The organism is Pseudomonas sp. yb_9 (genome assembly GCF_043103635.1).
In the GTDB taxonomy this organism is placed as follows: Bacteria; Pseudomonadota; Gammaproteobacteria; order Pseudomonadales; family Pseudomonadaceae; genus Aquipseudomonas; species Aquipseudomonas monteilii.
Genome location: NZ_JBICKA010000012.1, coordinates 82,451 through 100,998, shown reverse-complemented (window position 1 = coordinate 100,998; position 18,548 = coordinate 82,451). Strand labels below are relative to the sequence as shown.

Genomic DNA, 18,548 nt, shown 5'->3' with positions numbered 1-18,548 from the left:
CCATCTCGCTCTGACAAAGGTGGACCAGCAGAAAATCGACGAACGCTGCGCTATGCTTCGCGCCATTGCGTCCGGGGTGTCAGTGTTACCTCGGCGCAGGTGAGAATTCTACTGGCCTAAAAGGCCGTCTGCGGGAGTGGTCGATGGTTCAGGCAAGCAGTCACGCCGAGGGCGGGCACGAGGGGAAGCAGGGCGCGGCGCGGTCGCTGGGCCTGCTCGTGGCGGCGGTCGGGGTGGTTTATGGCGATATCGGCACCAGCCCGTTGTACACCCTGAAGGAAGTCTTCACCGGCGGTTATGGGGTGCCGGTCAACCATGATGGCGTGCTGGGGATCCTGTCGCTGATCTTGTGGTCGCTGTTGTGGGTGGTGTCGTTCAAGTACGTGATGTTCATCCTGCGTGCCGACAACCAGGGCGAGGGCGGCACCATGGCGTTGACCGCGCTGGCGCGGCGTGCCACGGCGGCCTACCCGCGGTTGCGTACGCTGATGGTGATCTGCGGCCTGATCGGCGCTTCGCTGTTCTATGGCGACAGCATGATCACCCCGGCGGTGTCGGTGCTGTCGGCGGTGGAGGGCATGGGCCTGGCGTTTGACGGTATCGACCACTGGGTGGTGCCGATTTCGCTGGTGGTGCTGGTGGCATTGTTCCTGGTGCAGAAGCACGGTACCGAGAAAATCGGCAAGCTGTTCGGCCCGATCATGGTCACCTGGTTCGTGGCGCTGGGCGCACTGGGCGTACATGGCATCTCGCAGAGCCCGGAAGTGCTGAAGGCCTTCAACCCGGGTTGGGCGATCAATTTCTTCGTGGTGCACCCCGGCATGGGCGTGGCCATTCTCGGCGCAGTGGTGCTGGCGTTGACCGGCGCCGAGGCGCTGTACGCCGACATGGGCCACTTTGGCCGCAAGCCGATCGCCCGGGCCTGGTTCATTCTGGTACTGCCCGCGTTGGTGCTCAACTATTTCGGCCAGGGTGCGCTATTGCTGCAAAACCCAGACGCAGCTCGTAACCCGTTCTATCTGCTGGCACCGGGCTGGGCGTTGCTGCCGTTGGTCGGGTTGGCGACCATGGCCACGGTGATCGCCTCGCAAGCGGTAATCTCGGGGGCGTTCTCCCTGACCCGCCAGGCCATCCAGCTGGGCTACATTCCACGCATGCAGATCCAGCACACCTCCAGCGACGAGCAGGGGCAGATCTACATTGGGGCGGTGAACTGGACGCTGATGGTCGGGGTGGTGCTGCTGGTGATCGGTTTCGAGTCGTCCGGCGCCCTGGCGGCGGCCTACGGTGTGGCGGTGACCGGCACCATGCTGATGACCACTATTCTGGTGTCGGCCGTCATGTTGCTGCTGTGGAAATGGCCCCCTGTGCTGGCGGTGCCGATCCTGGTGGGTTTCCTGTTTGTTGACGGGCTGTTCTTCGCTGCCAACGTGCCGAAAATCGTCCAGGGCGGTGCCTTCCCGGTGTTGGCGGGTGGTGTGCTGTTCCTGTTGATGAGTACCTGGAAGCGCGGCAAGCAGATACTGGTCGAGCGTATCGACGAAGGCGCGCTGCCGCTGCAGCTGTTCATCAGCAGTATCCGTATTCAGCCGCCACATCGGGTCGAAGGGACGGCGGTATTCCTCACTGCGCGGGCCGACGCTGTACCCCATGCGCTGCTGCATAACATGTTGCATAACCAAGTGCTGCACAGCCAAGTGGTGTTGCTGACGGTAGTCAGCGAAGACCGGCCGCGCGTGCCGGAGCAGGAGCGTTTCGAAGTGGAAGCTTACGGTGACGGGTTCTTCCGCGTGTTGCTGCACTTTGGCTTCATGGACGAACCGGACGTGCCGGCTGCGTTGAAACTGTGCCATCTCGATGAGCTGGACTTCACCCCGATGCGCACCACCTACTTCCTCAGCCGCGAAACGGTGATTGCTTCACGGCTGGAGGGGATGTCGCGCTGGCGGGGCAACCTGTTTGCGTTCCTGTTGAAGAATGCCAACGGTAACCTGCGCTTCTTCAACCTGCCGCTGAACCGGGTGATCGAGCTGGGGACCCAGGTCGAGATCTAATGGTCAAGGGGCCGCAAAGCGGCCCCAATTATTGTCAGTTCTGTTCGGCGACGCTCGATTTGCCTTGGCGCGTCTCGATCTCACCAATCAAGCGCTTGGCCAGCGCCGGATAGTTCTCGTCGAAGTGGTGCCCGCCTGGCAGTTTCAGGCGCTCACCCACCGCCGTCTTTTCCGTGCAACCGCTTTCATCGGTTTCTTCAACGCCATACACACACACCACCTTGGACGCCGGCAGCCTGGCCATCTCTGGCCCGGTCGGTGCTTCCTGACCTTCCTTGCCCAACCAGCCCTCGACCTCGATCTCGAAGCTGCCACTGCGGGCAAACGCCAGCAGCATTACGGCATCGATACGCTGTTGGTCCTCTGCCGGCAGGCGGTTATAGATGGCTGGCAGCACATCGGCACCGAACGAATAACCTGTCAGCACGAAGCGCTTGGTGCCCCACTTCTGCCGGTAATGTTGCATCAGCTCGGACAGATCGGCGGCGCTTTGCTCCGGGGTCTTGTGCTGCCAGTAGTAGCGCAGCGTGTCGATGCCTACCACCGGGTAGCCCAGCTTGGCCATTTCCCCGGCCACATCACGGTCCAGGTCGCGCCAGCCACCATCACCGGAGAGGAACAGAGTGACTGTGTCGGTCGTCTGCCCGGCCGGTACCTCGACCACCGGAATAGCCAGGGCGTTGCCGTCACGGCCAACCAGGGCCTGGGTCAGCTGGGCCTTGAGCACTTGTGGCAGGTGAATGTCGTAGTCGCTGATGCTGGTTTCGGCGTTCGCCTGGTCACGTACGAAAGCGGCGCTGGCGTCATCCGGGTTGTCGTTCCAGGCGACGTTCCAGTGGCCATGAGGTGCCGCCTTGGGCAGTGGGGCCTGACAGCCGGGTTGCTCCAGGCTGAAGTCCACTGAAATGGCCCGCGCCTTGTCATCGCTCTGGCTGGCCAGCCAACGCCAGGCCTGGGCGGCGCCAGGGCCTATGCCGGCGACCAGCGTCGGCTTTTCCGACAGCTCTGCCAGGGCCTGGTCCATGGCCTGCTGCTGTTTGCTACAGTCGTTCGGCGGCAGCACCACCTGCACCAGCTGGGCTTCGCCGGCCTGGCTCAGGTCCAGCAGTTGCTTGTCGGTCAATGCCTGGTCCTGCGGTACGCCAATGGCCACCCGGGCCTTGGCGTGCACGCCAGGTGTCACCCGGGTGATGTGGGTGTCATTGAGGCTCAGTTGCTCCAGGCGCGCCTCGGGGGCCGGGCGCGTCCACAGCCAGAACGCCAGCGCGCCACCCAGGGCGGCCAGTAGCAGGGGAACCAGCAGGTACAGCCAATAGCGTCGGGTCATCAACGTTTCACCAATCCAGTCAGGCCGCCTGCAATCAGGGCGGCAGTGTCGGCCAGTGCTACCAGCGGGTCGAGCCCGGCCGGCACGGCCATGTAGCGGGGTTCCCAGTCCGGTTGGAACTTGTCCTTGAAGCGGCGAAGCCCCTGGAAGTTGTACAACTGCTCGCCCCGGCGGAACACCATCGAACCCAGGCGCTGGGTCAAGGGCGCACCTCGCCGCGGTTGCAGGCCGGAAAGCGGCACCATGCCAAGGCTGAAGCGGGCGTAGTCATGGCTTTTGTAGTGCAGGATCAAGCCGATCATCATGAACTCCATGGTCAGCTTGGGGGCCTCGGGGTGCGCACGCATCAGGTCGAGGCTTGCCAGTTCGTTGCCATGGGTTTCCAGCAGGTTGGCGAAGGCTACCGGGCGGCCCTGGAAGCGAATCAGCGCGATGCGGAAGTGTTGCAGGTAGTCCGGGCTGAAGCGCCCCAACGAAAAGCCTTTCTCTCGCACGTTCTTGCCGCCGAGCCAGGCATCGGAAATTTCCTTCAGCTCTGCCAGCGGGGCGTGGCCGGGTTCATGGATTTCCAGGCTCAGGCCGTCGCGACCACCGCGATTCCAAGTGTAGCGCAGGTCTTTCATCTCCTTGCCTTTGGCTTCCAGATCGAAGCGGCGCAGGTCGACACGGGCTTCTTCACCCAGCTTCAGCGCTGTCAGGCCAATATCCATGTAGAACGGCAGGTTTTCGGCACGTACTTGGTAGAACACCGGGCGAGCGTGGTGCAGGTCGCACAGATCGCGGAACTGCCAGATCATCTCGGCGCGTTCCTGGGCCGGGCCGATGGGGTCGTATAGGGCCACCAGGCTGCGGCCACGCCGCGCGTACATGAGGAAGGCATTGCCACGCGGGTGGAACAGCAACGCTTTGTCGCCCGTCAGGGCCAGGCCGCCGTCGGGCTGGTCGGAAGCCAGCAAGATACGGTTGGCGCGCTGCAGTTCCGCTTCGTCGGGCAGGTGGATCACAGGAGGGGCGGTGCGCAGCAGCCAGGTCAGCGCCACCGCGGCCAGCAGCAAGGCGCTGCCCATGGCGGCGCGCAGGCCGCGTGGGGCATCGGCATCGAGGGTGAACTGCCACCACAGCTGATGGCTGTAGGGCACATCCTGGTAGGCGAACAGCAGCAGCCACACCGAAGCGCCGACTGCGCAGGCACTGGCCACCAGGAACACCGGCGAGAAGGGCAGCTCCAGCAGGCGGCTGGGGCGGTAGAACGAGCGACGGAACAGGGCAAGCAGGGTCGCGGTAAAGGTCAGCAGGCACGCTTCTTCCCAGTCAAACCCCTTGAGCAGCGACAGCAGGGCGCCCACCAACAACAGCACGGTAGTCAGCAACCAGGCGGCGGACAGGCGCCGACGCAGGCCCTGGGCCAGCAGCAGGCACAGCACGCCGATCAGGCTGGCGCCGAAGTGCGAGGCATCGATCAGCCGGTGCGGCACCAAGAAGCCCATGTGTTCCAGGCGCGTGTCGATTTCGGGTGTGGCGCCCGAGAACAGCAGCACCACGCCGGACAGGAATACCAGAATTGACAGGATCGGTGCGGCCAGTCCGGAAGCTGCCTTGATGGCCTGCTGGGCGAACAGCAGGCGCCGGGCTTCGTTGGCCAGCAACAGTACACAGGCCAGCAGCAATGGCAGTACCACGTAGATCAGCCGGTACAGCAGCAGGGCGGCCGCCAGCGGTGCAGCACCGAGCTGGTCGGCAAAGGCTGCCAGCAGGATCGCTTCGAACACCCCGACGCCGCCCGGCACATGGCTGAGTACGCCAGCGGCCAACGCCAGCAGGTACACCAGCACGAATGCCCCGAAAGGTGGTGCTTCGGGCAGCAGCAGATACAGGACGGTGGCGGCGGCTGCCACATCCAGCGCGGTGATCAGCAGTTGCAGGGCCGCCAGCCGTGTGCCTGGCAGGCGTAGCGTGCGGCGGCCCAGCTGTACCAGCAGGTTGTTCGACAGCGGTTGCTCGGCCAGGCGCCGGCGGTACAAGCCGAACACCAGCAGGGCAGAGGCTACCAGCACGGTGGTGGCGATGCCTGCCAGCAAGCCCGGCGCCAACCCCAGTGCAGCCGAGGCTGCCGGCAGGTCGCTCAAGGTCGCCAAGGCTGCCAGGGGAGGCAGCGCGCAGCCCAGCGACAAGCTGGCAAACACCGTCATGCGAGCGACTTCGCCAGCCCCCAGCCCTTGGCGTGCATAGAGCCGGTAGCGCACCGATCCGCCTGACAGCATCGACAGCCCGATGGCGTTGCCGATGGCAAAGGCACTGAAGCCGCCCAGCACCAGGCTGTGCACTGGCAACTTCACCCCGGCATAGCGGCTGGCCGACCACTCGTAACCCAGCAGGATCACGAAGCCCGCAACCGTCGCCACACAGGCGCCCAGCAACGACTGGGTCGGCACACTGAGCATGGCGTCGTGCAAGGCATAGATATCCAGCTCGCTCAGCAGGTGGCGGCAGGCAATCAAAGCCATGGTGAACAGCACCAAGGTCACTGCCAGGCCGATGGGCTGGCGGTAGCGGCTCAGGCGTTCGAGCAAGGGCAGGCGTTGCACGGCACCGGGCAGTGCCGAGGCGAGCGGCACCTGAGGTTCGGGGTTATGGGAAGTCATGAGTTGCCCCGGGCATGCTGCGCGAGGTAGAGGGAAGGTGCGGCCAAGTGAAAGTCCCTTAGGAAAACGTATCCAATATTACTCCGGCCTCAGGCGCTTTCAGCGGCCTGGCAGGGTTAAAGATAGTTCATCCTGGGGACGATGCCTCAAACCTGCGGGATGGCTGGAGGGGCGGAGAAAATGAAGCGATGAAATGCAGGGGCGTAGAAACAACAAACCCCGCGCTGCTGTTAAACAGGCGGGGTTTGTTCTGACGAATATGGTTGCGGGAGCCGGATTTGAACCGACGACCTTCGGGTTATGAGCCCGACGAGCTACCAGGCTGCTCCATCCCGCGTCAGAGGGGCGAATTCTACAGTCTGCCAATTGAATGTCAAGCATTCGGCTTCAGTTTGAGCGTTTTTATTCGCTGTGCTTTTGAGCGAGCAAAGAAAAAGGCCACTGTGTTAACAGTGGCCTTTTCTTGAATCTGGTTGCGGGAGCCGGATTTGAACCGACGACCTTCGGGTTATGAGCCCGACGAGCTACCAGGCTGCTCCATCCCGCGTCAGTGGGGCGAATTCTACAGTTTGTAATGTGTATGTCAAGCGCTACGCTTTGATTTTTCGAGCTTTTTTTAAAGTTGCCTTTCAGCAGGCAAAGAAAAAGGCCACTGCGTTAACAGTGGCCTTTTCTCGAATCTGGTTGCGGGAGCCGGATTTGAACCGACGACCTTCGGGTTATGAGCCCGACGAGCTACCAGGCTGCTCCATCCCGCGCCTGTGAGATCGAATTCTACGGATTTACTTCCTGCTGTCAAGCAAATATTCAGGAAAAACCTTTTTTGTTCAAACCCTTAGCACTCGTTGGCAAGATGCAGCTCAGGCGCGGCGCGGCTTTCAGGCCAATTGTCGAATGCTGGCGCGGGTAGCTGTTTCAGGGCAGGGCGCATGCGATACTATCTGTATGAATTTACAGTGCTGACGGTCATCCATGTCCTTGCGCAAGATCATCCACGTCGACTGCGATTGCTTTTACGCTGCGATCGAGATGCGTGACGACCCGCGTCTGGCCGGGCGCCCCATGGCGGTGGGAGGTTCACCCGACCACCGTGGGGTGATCGCCACCTGTAACTATGAGGCGCGTGCCTATGGTGTGCGCTCGGCCATGTCGTCGCGCCATGCACTTAAACTGTGCCCCGACTTGCTGATCGTCAAGCCGCGCTTCGAGGCTTACCGGGAGGCCTCGCGCGAAATCCATAGCATTTTCCGCGACTACACCGAGTTGATCGAGCCGTTGTCGCTGGACGAAGCCTATCTGGACGTGAGCGATAGCCAGTGGTACTCGGGCAGCGCCACGCGTATTGCCGAGGATATTCGCCGGCGGGTCGCCCGTACCTTGCATATCACCGTATCGGCGGGGGTGGCGCCGAACAAGTTCCTGGCCAAGATCGCCAGCGACTGGCGTAAGCCCAATGGCCTGTTCGTGATTACCCCGGGTGAAGTGGAGGCGTTCGTGGCTGCCTTGCCGGTGGCCAGGTTGCACGGGGTGGGCAAGGTGACGGCAGACAAACTGGCACGGCTGGGTATTGAAACCTGTCTGGAACTACGCGAATGGTCGCGCCTGGCGCTGGTGCGCGAGTTTGGCAGTTTTGGCGAGCGCTTGTGGGGGCTTGCGCGGGGGATCGACGAACGTGCGGTGCACAACGACAGCCGTCGACAGTCGGTGAGTGTGGAAAACACCTACGACATCGACCTTCCAGACCTGGCCAGCTGCCTGGCGCGGCTGCCCGAGCTGCTGGAAAGCCTGAACGAACGCATCGCCCGCATGGACAGCAGTTACCGGCCGGACAAACCCTTCGTCAAGGTGAAGTTCCACGACTTCAGCCAGACAACCATGGAGCAGGCCGGGGCGGGCAGAGACCTGGAAAGCTATCGACAGTTGCTGGGGCAGGCGTTCGCCCGTGGAGGCAAGCCGGTACGCTTGCTGGGCGTGGGGGTGAGGTTGCGCGATTTGCGCGGGGCGCATGAGCAGTTGGAACTGTTCCCGCCCAAATGAAAGGGGCCGCGACGCGGCCCCAGTGTGTTATTGCGCGCCCGGATCAGCCACCAAACGGCCAGTGGCCTTGGTCAGCGACTGCAGAAACTCCTGCTGCAGTTCTGGATCGTTGCGGGTCAGCTCGATCAGGCTTTGTTCCATTTCACTGGCTTCTTCTTCAAGGCCGAGCTCGGACAGGCGCTTGACCCGGTGGACCCATTGGCCGACATCGTCATCTTCGAGGTCATCGAAGATCAGCTCATGGGCTTCGAGCAGCTTGTTGCGCAGGGTGGCGCTGACCAGCAGGCTGGCATCGCCACGCACCGCGTTGTCCTCGTCGAGTACCTGCAGGTGCAGGGTGCCGATGTGGTTGAGGTTCTGCTCCGAGAACGGGCTGTCGAGCAGGTTCAGGCGCAGCACGCCGTTCCTGTCGGTAGTCAGTTCGTGGGTCATCTTGCCAGCCTTGACCTCGACCAGGCGTTCGCTCCAGGGCACGCTGGTCGATTCCTCACGCTTGCCTTTCTGCACCTCGCTGATCCCGGCCAGGTTCTGCTGGGCGCGGCCGTTGGACGGCACGTTCATGAACGGGTTGAGCCCGTCCACGCCGTAGCTGAGCCAGTCGTGAGTGATACTTTGCGGCAGGTTGCCCAAGGCGAAGACGTTGACCACGTTGGCCCCGACGCCCGCCACCACGGCCACTGCACCCAGCGGGATCTCGTAGATCTCGCGCCAGGGCTGATACGGCGTGTAGCGGTCGTAACGACGGGTAACTTCGAACTCGGTGACTTCGAAGCGCTTCTGCTCATGCACACGCACACGTCGTTGCGGAAGCTCCATCACCTTCGGCTCGCCGACATCGATCTGCAGGGTGTGCTCGAGCAGTTTGCGCTCGACGCGCTCCTCATGGTCGCTGCGCTGGGACATTTGGTTGGCGCAGCCGCTGACGAGCAGGGCGCCGCACAGTGCGGCGCCCCCCAGGGTAAAGGTACTTCGCTTGAACATGATCACTCGTGCATTGGTTATCAGCGGCGAACGCGGGCCTGCAGGAAGCTCAGCACTTCACTGAGCGGCAACGCCTGGGCGTCCTGCTCGGTGCGGTGCTTGTACTCAAGGTTGCCTTCGGCCAGGCCGCGATCGCTGACGACGATGCGGTGCGGGATGCCGATCAGCTCCATGTCGGCAAACTTGATGCCTGGGCTGGTTTTCTTGTCGCGGTCGTCCAGCAGCACTTCAAAGCCGGCGGCGGTCAGTTCGGCATACAGCTTGTCGGTTGCCTCGCGGACCACGTCGGTTTCGTAGCGCAGCGGGACCAGGGCGATCTGGAACGGGGCTAGGGCGTCGTTCCAGATGATGCCTTTGTCGTCATAGCTCTGCTCGATGGCAGCGGCGACCACGCGGGACACGCCGATGCCGTAGCAGCCCATGGACAGGGTTACCGGCTTGCCGTTCTCGCCCAGTACCTGGCACTTCAGCGCTTCGCTGTACTTGGTGCCCAGCTGGAAGATGTGGCCCACTTCGATGCCGCGCTTGATCACCAGGGTACCCTGGCCGTCCGGGCTTGGGTCGCCTTCGACCACGTTGCGCAGGTCGGCAACTTGTGGAACTGGCAGGTCGCGCTCCCAGTTGACGCCGAAGTAGTGCTTGTCGTCGATGTTGGCGCCGATGCCGAAGTCGCTCATCAGGGCAACCGAACGGTCGATGATGCATTCCAGTGGCAGGTTCAACGGGCCGAGCGAGCCGGCACCGGCGCCAATGGCGTCGCGCAGTTCGGCTTCGGTGGCCATGACCAGTGGGTCGGCAACCTGTTCCAGCTTGGTGGCCTTGATTTCGTTCAGCTCGTGGTCACCACGAACGACCAGGGCAATCAGCTTGCCTTCTTCGGCGCCGCGCACGATCAGGGTCTTGACGGTTTTTTCGATGGCCAGGCCGAAGTTTTCCACCAGCTGGGCGATGGTTTTGGCGTTTGGCGTGTCGACCAGTCGCAGCTCCTCGGTAGGGGCAGGGCGCACGGTTTCACGCGGGATGGCCTCGGCCTTCTCGATGTTGGCGGCGTAGTCGGAGCTGTCGCTGAAGATCACGTCGTCTTCGCCGGACTCGGCCAGTACGTGGAATTCGTGCGAATAGCTGCCACCGATCGAGCCGGTGTCGGCCTGCACTGGGCGGAAGTCCAGGCCCAGGCGGGTGAACACGTTGCTGTACGCCTGGTGCATGCGGTCGTAGGTTTCCTGCAGGGAAGCCTGGTCGGCATGGAACGAGTAGGCGTCCTTCATGATGAACTCGCGGCCACGCATCAGGCCGAAGCGCGGGCGGATCTCGTCACGGAATTTGGTCTGGATCTGGTACATGTTGAGCGGCAGCTGTTTATAGCTGGACAGCTCGTTACGGGCCAGGTCGGTGATGACTTCTTCGTGGGTCGGGCCAACGCAGAAATCCCGCTGGTGGCGGTCCTTCAGGCGCAGCAGCTCTGGGCCGTACTGTTCCCAGCGGCCGGACTCCTGCCACAGTTCGGCAGGCTGGATGCTCGGCATCAGCACTTCCAGGGCGCCGGCGGCGTTCATTTCCTCGCGTACCACGGCCTCGACCTTGCGCATTACCCGCAGGCCCATCGGCAGCCAGGTGTACAGGCCGGAGGCCAGTTTGCGGATCATGCCGGCGCGCAGCATGAGCTGATGGCTGATGACCACTGCGTCGGCAGGGGTTTCTTTCTGGGTGGCGAGCAAATATTGACTGGTGCGCATGGTTAGCCGTGTCGATTGCCTAAGACGTTGAAATAGCCCCGCATTGTACGGGGGTGAAACGAAGGCGTACAGGATGCCCCAGGGCGTGACACTTGTCAGCCAAGAAAAAGCCCGGCGTGATCGCCGGGCTTTTCAGGTGCGGGGCACTGCAAGCCAGGCTTACAGGATGCTCAGCGGGTACTCCACGATCAGACGCAGTTCGTCGATCGATGGGGAGCTGTCCAGGTATACGGCGTCGGAGGAACGATACGTAGCCTGACGGATACGGAAGCTCAGGTCCTTGGCCGGACCTTCCTGCAGCACGTACTTGATATCGATGTCGCGTTCCCACTCTTTCCCGTTGTCGCCGCTCGAAACGTTGGCGCCGGTGCCGTGTACGTAGCGGGTCATGAAGGTCAGGCCTGGGATGCCGAATTCGGCGAAGTTCAGGTCGTAGCGAGCCTGCCAGGACTTCTCGTCTTCGGAGTTGAAGTCGGAGCGGGCCACGGAGTTGGCCAGGAAGATGGTGCCGCCGCCGTCCACGCCGTAAGCGTAGTCGCCATCACCGGAGATTTTCTGGTAGGCCAGAGTGAAGGTGTGGGCACCGATATTATAGGCAGCCGACAGGCTGAATGCGCGGTTGTCGAGCTTGTCACCATCGTAGGCGCGGGCCAGGTTGCCGTCGCTCTTGGTGTCATAGATGTTGAAGTCGAACACCAGGCCTTGCTTGTCGGAGATCGGCAGTGCCCAGTTGACGTTGGCGTAGTACTTGCGCCAGTAGTCTTCGACCTTGGAGTAGTAGAGGCTGGTGCTCAGGTTGTCGGTGAAGGCATAGGTGCCGCCGACAACGTTGGCTTCCTTCAGTTGAAGGCTGTCGTGGTAAGTCTGAGCCTGGGCGTTCAGCGCAGTGAAGTGACCGGCGTGCAGGGTCAGGCCATCGATTTCGTTGCTGGTAATCAGGCCACCTTCAGCAACTTCCGGCAGCAAGCGGCTGTCGTCGGTAGCAAATACTGGCAGCGCGGTGAACTGGTCGCCGAACTTGAGCACAGTGTTGGAAATGCGCATTTTCACTGCGCCGCCGCCTTCGGAGTAGTCATCCTGCGAGCGGCCGTCAGAGCCCTCCGGGAACAGGCCGGTGCCGGCGCGGCCTTTGCCGCTGTCCAGCTTGAGACCCAGCATGCCGATGGCATCGACGCCGAAGCCTACGGTGCCCTGGGTGAAGCCCGACTCGAAGGTGCCGAGGAAGCCGAGGCCGGTTTCTTCAACGCGGCTCTGGGCGCCAGACGGGACATTGCGGAAGTCACGGCTGAAGTACAGCATGCGGGTTTTTACGTTCAGCTTGCTGTCTTCGAGGAAACCTTTGGACTCGTCTTGTGCCGAGGCCATTGCCAACTGCGAGGTCCCCGCCGTAACGGCCAGGGCGATCATGCTCCACTTCATCACGCGCATCGTGACTTGCTCCTTTGGTTTTTAGGAAGAGTACTGCTGCGTCCCAAATCTTTTAGTTATAGGGTGCAGCTCTTTCTTGTTATGTCGGCGAAAATGTATAGCACGCTGACTGTTGTTGGCGATATGGCTATAAGCACTCTTTTCGGAACTTTTTCACCCTGTCGCTTTTAGGTATTTCCATGTCGCAAATCACGCCCCGGTTTAAGGGCCGTACAACGCCAGCGCTGTTCCTGTCACCGTAACAAACCTGTAACTACCGGTTCCGGTTAGGGGAACTCCCTGGTAACCAATGCCGCTGTTGTTATTTGTCGCGTTCACCTGCCGTTGCAGATGTCGTGCCGACTTGGCGTGAAGGGAATGCAACAAGCGTGCTCAAAATTCGCAACACTTCATGAAATTTTCACAAAACCTACTACCGAGGGTCGGAAAGTCCCGTAAACACGGGGTGAAGCCGGCTTGCGCTCATGTTGGAGTCGAGAATCATTAAAATTTAAAAAGCTGCCATTAAAGTCAATGTGTTACCGCAAATTGTTCATCCAGAGTCGTTTGTGGGGTGACAGGTGTGGAGAGCGTGGGCAGAAGGCCTCATTTTGGTGCGAAAAGTAGCGCTGTGTTACCGGGAGTGTGCAAGGTATCCTTGCAGGCCTGATTTCCGCTTAAAGCGGGTTGGTTTTGCCTGAAGGAGATATGCCGTGTTCGTCCTCGATTCGCGTTTGCAGCAGGATTCCCTGGTGCTGGGGGAGTTTGCACTGTGCCAGTTGCTGCTGAGCAGGGATGCCAACTACCCATGGTTCATCCTGGTGCCCAAGCGCGCCGGTATCAGCGAACTGTTCGAGCTGGACGCGGCGGAGCAGCAGCAGTTGTGGCAGGAAACAACCCTGTTGGCTGAGGCGCTGAAAGCCAGCTACAGCGCCGACAAGATGAACGTGGCCACCTTGGGCAACGTGGTCAGTCAGTTGCATATGCACGTGATCGTGCGCCAGCGCGACGACGCTGCCTGGCCGGCACCGGTGTGGGGCAAGTGCCCGGCGGTGGCCTACAGCGACGATCAGCTGAATGCCATTCGCCAGCGCCTGCGTGGGCTGCAACTTGCTGGTTATCAGGAGGCCTGAGATGTCGCTGGAGTTACGTATTGTCGAACTGGAAACCCGCCAGGCGTTCCAGGATGACACTATCCAGGCGTTGAATGACGTGGTGGTCGAGCAGGCGCGAGTGATCGAGCGGCTGCAGTCGCAGATGGCCGAGCTGATCAAGCGTTATGAAGAGATGGTCGGCCAGTACGGCAGCGAAGGGGAGGAGGCGCCACCGCCTCATTATTGATGCGTTGCTGAGGCATATTCACCGGCATGCCGGTAAATATGCCTCTGGATGAAGCGGCAATCAGCGGCGGGTGACCGCAACCACATCTTCGGCCTGCAGGCCTTTGTCGCGGTGCATTACCGAAAACTCAACGCGCTGGCCTTCGACCAGAATGCGATGGCCTTCGCCGCGAATGGCGCGAAAGTGCACGAAGATGTCATCACCCGAATCTCGGGAAATGAAGCCAAAGCCTTTCGACGTGTTGAACCACTTGACGGTGCCGGTATCGCGGTTGCCGGCATCCTGAACGGCATGCTGGCTGTTGCGTGCCTTGCGCGGGCTGCGGGCAAAGCCCACGGCCAGGTGCACTGCCACTGCTAGTGCCGCGCAGACCAGTGCCGCGAGGTTGCCCATTTCCGGGCGGGCCAGCAATGTCAGGGTTTGCAGCACCACCGCCACCACCAGCAGGGCGCAGGCAAGGTGCTGCAACTGCTGCCGCGCGCCGCGGTAGTACAGGGGCACGACCGGGGCCAGGACCAGGTTGAGCAGGCCGAGGAGTGTCAGGTAGACCGCGTCAGGTTGTTGCAGGAAGGGTGTCGCGTCGGTTTTCAGGCTGGGTATGAGCGATAGCAGCAAGGCTGCCACGCCCGTCACCAGATGGACGATCTTGAACATGGGGTTGGCTCACAGTTGATAAGGCCGATCACAGGAAGAGCGGGCAGCACGGTGCGCATGAGGTGTAGAGCGCGAACACGTGGCAGGCCAGCCTATGCACCCGGCAATGACAGTCCGCACGGGTGGCACGGTGCCTATTTAACAGTAAAGCCGCAGGCTACTCAAACCGCAGGCCGCCCGGCGGGCAATGTGTTGCGCCATGTCACATGCGGCAGGGGGGAAGTGTTGCTACAGTGGTCCACGTCCGCTTGAGTCTCAAGCCTTATGGAAAGGGGAGCTTCATGGCAATCGATATCGGTATCAGCGAAGAGGATCGCAAGTCCATCGTCGACGGGCTGTCCCGCCTGTTGTCGGATACTTACGTGCTGTATCTGAAAACCCATAACTTTCACTGGAACGTCACCGGCCCGTCGTTCCGCACCCTGCACCTGATGTTTGAAGAGCAGTACAACGAGCTGGCGCTGGCGGTCGACTCCATCGCCGAGCGGATCCGGGCCTTGGGCTTCCCGGCGCCGGGGTCGTATGCATTCTATGCGCGGCACTCGTCTATCAAGGAGGAGGAAGGTGTACCCCCGGCAGACGAGATGATCCGCCAGCTGGTGCAGGGGCAGGAGGCCGTGGTGCGCACGGCGCGCAGCATTTTCCCCGTGGTGGACAAGGTCAGTGACGAACCTACCGCCGACTTGCTGACCCAGCGCATGCAGGTTCACGAAAAGACCGCGTGGATGCTGCGGGTATTGCTCGACGGCAAATAATTGCCCTGAGCCGTGACATAAACCCGGGGGAGCGGGCGTGCCGGCGAACACCGGCGCAGCCGGTGCCATCCACCGCGTTGCCTGCTTCGCGGGCAAGCCCGCTCCCACAGGCTCTATGTCGCGCCAAGTGGTTAGGTGTTTGTGCAGGAAGATTTTGCCGCTGCTTTAAGATCGCCCGTCAGCGCTTCATTGATCGCCTGTTACCGGTGACGAGGAAGTTGGGCGCATGACGCAAGCAAGCAAGCGTGTGGCTGGTCAGGGTGGTTGGCCAGGAAAACAGTGCATTGATCCGTTCAAGGCGGATTTCGACATGTTGCAGATCCAGCCGGTGTCGCGCTCGGTGCGGTTGAACGGGTTTTCCACCTGCTTGCGCCTGGAGGCCGTCTACTGGGGTATCCTGGAGCGTATCGCCGCTGCTAACCGCTGTTCGGTCAGTGCGGTGTTGTCCTACGTGGACCGCGAAGTGCACTTGCGCCAGGGTGGGGTGCGTAACTTCAGTGGGCTGATCCGGGTCATCTGCGTCGCCTGGCTGCAAACCCGCCAAGTGTGCGCTGATCGCCGGGCGGGCTGCGCAGTGCCTGTTAACCATATATAATCCCGCTTTTTGCTGCCCCGGCAGCCAGCGTTGTGGTTGACGAGAGACACCCATGCCCCTTTATGACTATCAATGTGCATCCTGCGAGCACCGCATGGAAGTGCTGCAGAAGATCAGCGCCGCGCCGCTGACCGATTGCCCGGCCTGTCAGGCGCCAGCGCTGAAAAAGCTGCTGTCGGTGCCAGGCTTTCGCCTGAGCGGTAATGGTTGGTACGAAACCGACTTCAAGACCGGGGCAAAAAAGAATCTGGCAGGCGGCGACAAGGCCGACTGAGTTGAATGCTGTGACCGGGTCTTGCAGTATTAGCCCTCCGGGCGGCCAAGGCCTCCACCGAATACACGAATCACGAGAAGCGAAACCACCATCATGATGCGCAGCCATTATTGCGGCCAACTGAACGAGAGCCTGGACGGCCAGGAAGTCACCCTTTGCGGCTGGGTCCATCGTCGCCGCGACCACGGCGGGGTGATCTTCCTCGACATCCGTGACCGCGAAGGCATGGCCCAGGTCGTGTTCGACCCGGATCGCGCCGAAACCTTCGCCGCCGCCGACCGCGTGCGCAGCGAATACGTCGTGCAGATCACCGGCAAGGTGCGCAAGCGCCCTGACGGTGCGGTGAACGCCAACATGGCCTCCGGCGCCATCGAGATCCTCGGCTACCAGCTGAACGTGCTCAACGAAGCGGAAACCCCGCCGTTCCCGCTGAACGAGTACTCCGACGTTGGCGAGGAAACCCGCCTGCGCTACCGCTTCATCGACCTGCGTCGCCCGGAAATGGCCGACAAGCTGCGCCTGCGTTCGCGCATCACCAGCAGCATCCGCCGCTTCCTCGACGAAAACGGCTTCCTCGACGTCGAAACCCCGATCCTCACCCGTGCCACGCCGGAAGGTGCGCGTGACTACCTGGTGCCAAGCCGTACCCACGCCGGTAGCTTCTTCGCCCTGCCGCAGTCGCCCCAGCTGTTCAAGCAGCTGCTGATGGTGGCCGGCTTCGACCGCTACTACCAGATCGCCAAGTGCTTCCGTGACGAAGACCTGCGTGCCGACCGTCAGCCGGAGTTCACCCAGATCGACATCGAGACCAGCTTCCTTGATGAAAGCGAGATCATGGGCTTGACCGAAAGCATGATCCGCAAGCTGTTCAAGGAAGTGCTGGACCTGGAGTTCGGTGAATTCCCGCACATGACCTTCGAAGAAGCCATGCGCCGCTACGGCTCCGACAAGCCAGACCTGCGTAACCCGCTGGAACTGGTTGACGTTGCCGACCAACTGAAAGACGTCGACTTCAAGGTGTTCGCCGGCCCGGCCAACGATCCGAAGTGCCGTGTGACTGCCCTGCGCCTGCCAGGCGGTGCCAGCATGCCGCGCAGCAAGATCGACGAGTACACCAAGTTCGTTGGCATCTACGGTGCCAAGGGCCTGGCCTACATCAAGGTCAACGAGCGCGCCAAGGGCGTTGAAGGCCTACAGTCGCCGATCGTCAAGAACATTCCTGAGGCCAACCTCAACACCATCCTCGACCGCGTCGGTGCCGTAGACGGCGACATCGTGTTCTTCGGTGCCGACAAGTTCAAGGTGGTCAGCGAAGCCCTGGGCGCGCTGCGTATTCGCCTGGGTCACGACTTCGAGCTGCTGACCTGCGAGTGGGCACCGATGTGGGTTGTCGACTTCCCGATGTTCGAAGAAAACGAAGACGGCAGCTTCACCGCGCTGCACCACCCGTTCACCGCGCCGAAGTGCACCCCGGAAGAGCTCGAGGCCAACCCGGCCACGGCCCTGTCGCGTGCCTACGATATGGTTCTGAACGGTACCGAGCTGGGTGGCGGTTCGATCCGTATTCACCGCAAAGAGATGCAACAGGCGGTATTCCGCCTGCTGGGTATCGAGGCAGAAGAACAGGAAGAGAAGTTCGGCTTCCTGCTCGATGCCCTGAAGTTCGGTGCACCGCCTCACGGTGGCCTGGCCTTCGGCCTGGACCGCCTGGTCATGTTGATGACCGGCGCCCAGTCGATCCGTGAAGTGATCGCCTTCCCGAAAACCCAGAGCGCTGCATGCGTCATGACCCAGGCCCCTGGCATGGTCGACGCCAAGGCCCTGCGCGAGCTGCACATCCGACTGCGCGAACAGACCAAGGTCGAGTAAGCAGTCCCGGGCGCATCCACATGGATGCGCCTTTGCGTTTCGGCGCAGGTATTTTTCCGTCCCGCCCCGTACAGGGGCGGGGCTGTTTGTGAAACAAAGGATTCGGAGTCGTTATGGCTGGTCATTCCAAGTGGGCGAACATCAAGCACCGCAAAGAGCGCCAGGATGCCAAGAGAGGCAAGATCTTTACCAAGTGGATCCGCGAACTGACCGTTGCGGCCAAGCAAGGCGGTGCTGACCCGGCATCCAACCCGCGCCTGCGCCTGGCGCTGGACAAGGCCCTGGGCGCCAACATGAGCCGCGACATCATCGATCGCGCTGTGGCCCGGGGTGCCGGCACCAACGAAAGCGACAACGTCGAAGAGCTCAGCTATGAAGGTTACGGTCCGGGCGGCGTGGCGATCATGGTCGAAGCCATGACCGACAACCGCAACCGTACTGCCGCCGCCGTGCGTCATGCCTTCACCAAGTGTGGTGGCAACCTGGGTACCGACGGTTCGGTGGCCTACCTGTTCGAGCGCAAAGGCCAGATCAGCTTTGCGCCGGGCGTGGACGAAGACGCGTTGATGGAAGCAGCAATGGAGGCTGATGCCGACGACGTTGTGGCCAACGACGACGGCTCGTTCGAAGTGTTCACCTCGTTCAACAGCTTCTATGCCGTGCGCAACGCCCTGGAAGAGGCGGGTTTCAAGGCCGCTGACGCGGAAATCGTCATGCAGCCGACCACCAGCGCCGAGCTTGACCAGGAGGGTGCCGAGAAGGTGCTCAAGCTGATCGACATGCTCGAAGACCTGGATGACGTGCAGAACGTCTACTCCAATGCCCAGATTTCCGATGAGATCATGGAAAACCTCGGCTAAGGTTCTTTCGTTGGCC

General features: G+C 61.7%; 14 protein-coding genes, 3 tRNA genes and 1 pseudogene. 9 read left to right on the top strand and 9 right to left on the bottom strand.

Annotated features, from left to right (window positions below; translation table 11 throughout):
* Nucleotides 1–143: 143 nt before the first annotated feature.
* A complete protein-coding gene (locus ACF8MI_RS03860) occupies nt 144–2,054 on the top strand; it encodes a potassium transporter Kup (RefSeq protein ID WP_104833285.1) in 1,911 nt (636 codons plus the stop codon).
* Between the two features lie 34 nt (nt 2,055–2,088).
* Here the strand turns inward: ACF8MI_RS03860 and ACF8MI_RS03855 are convergent, their stop codons facing one another.
* From ACF8MI_RS03855 to ACF8MI_RS03835, 5 genes are all read right to left on the bottom strand, one after another.
* Nucleotides 2,089–3,381 (bottom strand): virulence factor family protein, encoded by a 1,293-nt coding sequence (locus tag ACF8MI_RS03855; RefSeq protein ID WP_060498615.1) that lies wholly within the window; start codon nt 3,379–3,381, stop codon nt 2,089–2,091.
* Nucleotides 3,381–6,023: a bifunctional lysylphosphatidylglycerol flippase/synthetase MprF gene (gene mprF / locus ACF8MI_RS03850; RefSeq protein WP_200929155.1), complete on the bottom strand. Its 2,643-nt coding sequence runs from the start codon at nt 6,021–6,023 to the stop codon at nt 3,381–3,383. Before mprF ends, ACF8MI_RS03855 begins: the two co-directional genes overlap by 1 nt.
* A gap of 260 nt (nt 6,024–6,283) precedes the next feature.
* A tRNA-Met gene (locus ACF8MI_RS03845) sits at nt 6,284–6,360 on the bottom strand.
* Nucleotides 6,361–6,493: 133 nt separating this feature from the next.
* A tRNA-Met gene (locus ACF8MI_RS03840) sits at nt 6,494–6,570 on the bottom strand.
* A gap of 134 nt (nt 6,571–6,704) precedes the next feature.
* Nucleotides 6,705–6,781: transfer RNA gene (locus ACF8MI_RS03835), tRNA-Met, on the bottom strand.
* A 220-nt stretch (nt 6,782–7,001) separates the two neighbouring features.
* On the opposite strand from ACF8MI_RS03835, the gene dinB reads away from it, so the two are divergent.
* Nucleotides 7,002–8,060 (top strand): DNA polymerase IV, encoded by a 1,059-nt coding sequence (gene dinB, locus ACF8MI_RS03830; RefSeq protein ID WP_200929456.1) that lies wholly within the window; start codon nt 7,002–7,004, stop codon nt 8,058–8,060.
* A 27-nt stretch (nt 8,061–8,087) separates the two neighbouring features.
* Here dinB and ACF8MI_RS03825 read toward each other — a convergent pair whose 3' ends face one another.
* The 3 genes from ACF8MI_RS03825 to ACF8MI_RS03815 all read right to left on the bottom strand — a co-directional run bounded on the left by ACF8MI_RS03825 (nt 8,088) and on the right by ACF8MI_RS03815 (nt 12,205).
* Nucleotides 8,088–9,041 (bottom strand): hypothetical protein, encoded by a 954-nt coding sequence (locus ACF8MI_RS03825; protein WP_060498618.1) that lies wholly within the window; start codon nt 9,039–9,041, stop codon nt 8,088–8,090.
* A 20-nt stretch (nt 9,042–9,061) separates the two neighbouring features.
* Nucleotides 9,062–10,777: a proline--tRNA ligase gene (locus tag ACF8MI_RS03820; protein ID WP_060498619.1), complete on the bottom strand. Its 1,716-nt coding sequence runs from the start codon at nt 10,775–10,777 to the stop codon at nt 9,062–9,064.
* Between the two features lie 159 nt (nt 10,778–10,936).
* Nucleotides 10,937–12,205: an OprD family porin gene (locus ACF8MI_RS03815; RefSeq protein WP_156868089.1), complete on the bottom strand. Its 1,269-nt coding sequence runs from the start codon at nt 12,203–12,205 to the stop codon at nt 10,937–10,939.
* 692 nt (nt 12,206–12,897) lie between these two features.
* On the opposite strand from ACF8MI_RS03815, the gene ACF8MI_RS03810 reads away from it, so the two are divergent.
* Together ACF8MI_RS03810 and ACF8MI_RS03805 are read left to right on the top strand one after the other, a co-directional pair.
* Nucleotides 12,898–13,317 carry an HIT domain-containing protein gene (locus tag ACF8MI_RS03810; RefSeq protein WP_060498621.1) on the top strand — a complete coding sequence of 140 codons (420 nt, stop codon included), beginning with the start codon at nt 12,898–12,900 and terminating at the stop codon, nt 13,315–13,317.
* A gap of 1 nt (nt 13,318) precedes the next feature.
* Nucleotides 13,319–13,525: a SlyX family protein gene (locus tag ACF8MI_RS03805; RefSeq protein ID WP_016712002.1), complete on the top strand. Its 207-nt coding sequence runs from the start codon at nt 13,319–13,321 to the stop codon at nt 13,523–13,525.
* Nucleotides 13,526–13,585: 60 nt separating this feature from the next.
* On the opposite strand, the gene ACF8MI_RS03800 is transcribed toward ACF8MI_RS03805, so the two are convergent.
* Nucleotides 13,586–14,179, bottom strand: a complete 594-nt coding sequence (locus ACF8MI_RS03800; protein ID WP_104833283.1) for a cold-shock protein — start codon at nt 14,177–14,179, stop codon at nt 13,586–13,588.
* A 281-nt stretch (nt 14,180–14,460) separates the two neighbouring features.
* On the opposite strand from ACF8MI_RS03800, the gene ACF8MI_RS03795 reads away from it, so the two are divergent.
* The 5 genes and pseudogenes from ACF8MI_RS03795 to ACF8MI_RS03775 all read left to right on the top strand — a co-directional run bounded on the left by ACF8MI_RS03795 (nt 14,461) and on the right by ACF8MI_RS03775 (nt 18,532).
* Nucleotides 14,461–14,934 (top strand): Dps family protein, encoded by a 474-nt coding sequence (locus ACF8MI_RS03795; RefSeq protein WP_003254783.1) that lies wholly within the window; start codon nt 14,461–14,463, stop codon nt 14,932–14,934.
* 226 nt (nt 14,935–15,160) lie between these two features.
* Nucleotides 15,161–15,489, top strand: a pseudogene (locus ACF8MI_RS03790) (ribbon-helix-helix domain-containing protein).
* Nucleotides 15,490–15,581: 92 nt separating this feature from the next.
* A complete protein-coding gene (locus tag ACF8MI_RS03785) occupies nt 15,582–15,803 on the top strand; it encodes an FmdB family zinc ribbon protein (protein ID WP_003254776.1) in 222 nt (73 codons plus the stop codon).
* Between the two features lie 93 nt (nt 15,804–15,896).
* Nucleotides 15,897–17,672: an aspartate--tRNA ligase gene (gene aspS / locus ACF8MI_RS03780; protein ID WP_019098464.1), complete on the top strand. Its 1,776-nt coding sequence runs from the start codon at nt 15,897–15,899 to the stop codon at nt 17,670–17,672.
* A gap of 113 nt (nt 17,673–17,785) precedes the next feature.
* Nucleotides 17,786–18,532: a YebC/PmpR family DNA-binding transcriptional regulator gene (locus ACF8MI_RS03775; protein WP_060498624.1), complete on the top strand. Its 747-nt coding sequence runs from the start codon at nt 17,786–17,788 to the stop codon at nt 18,530–18,532.
* Nucleotides 18,533–18,548 lie beyond the last annotated feature (16 nt).

Bases quoted from the DNA above. Each gene is read 5' to 3' on its own strand.
- ACF8MI_RS03860 (WP_104833285.1), top strand. From the start codon at position 144: ATGGTTCAGGCAAGCAGTCACGCCGAGGGCGGGCACGAGGGGAAGCAG.
- ACF8MI_RS03855 (WP_060498615.1), bottom strand. From the start codon at position 3,381: ATGACCCGACGCTATTGGCTGTACCTGCTGGTTCCCCTGCTACTGGCC.
- mprF (WP_200929155.1), bottom strand. From the start codon at position 6,023: ATGACTTCCCATAACCCCGAACCTCAGGTGCCGCTCGCCTCGGCACTG.
- ACF8MI_RS03825 (WP_060498618.1), bottom strand. From the start codon at position 9,041: ATGTTCAAGCGAAGTACCTTTACCCTGGGGGGCGCCGCACTGTGCGGC.
- ACF8MI_RS03820 (WP_060498619.1), bottom strand. From the start codon at position 10,777: ATGCGCACCAGTCAATATTTGCTCGCCACCCAGAAAGAAACCCCTGCC.
- ACF8MI_RS03815 (WP_156868089.1), bottom strand. From the start codon at position 12,205: ATGCGCGTGATGAAGTGGAGCATGATCGCCCTGGCCGTTACGGCGGGG.
- ACF8MI_RS03805 (WP_016712002.1), top strand. From the start codon at position 13,319: ATGTCGCTGGAGTTACGTATTGTCGAACTGGAAACCCGCCAGGCGTTC.
- ACF8MI_RS03800 (WP_104833283.1), bottom strand. From the start codon at position 14,179: ATGTTCAAGATCGTCCATCTGGTGACGGGCGTGGCAGCCTTGCTGCTA.
- ACF8MI_RS03795 (WP_003254783.1), top strand. From the start codon at position 14,461: ATGGCAATCGATATCGGTATCAGCGAAGAGGATCGCAAGTCCATCGTC.
- ACF8MI_RS03785 (WP_003254776.1), top strand. From the start codon at position 15,582: ATGCCCCTTTATGACTATCAATGTGCATCCTGCGAGCACCGCATGGAA.
- aspS (WP_019098464.1), top strand. From the start codon at position 15,897: ATGATGCGCAGCCATTATTGCGGCCAACTGAACGAGAGCCTGGACGGC.
- ACF8MI_RS03775 (WP_060498624.1), top strand. From the start codon at position 17,786: ATGGCTGGTCATTCCAAGTGGGCGAACATCAAGCACCGCAAAGAGCGC.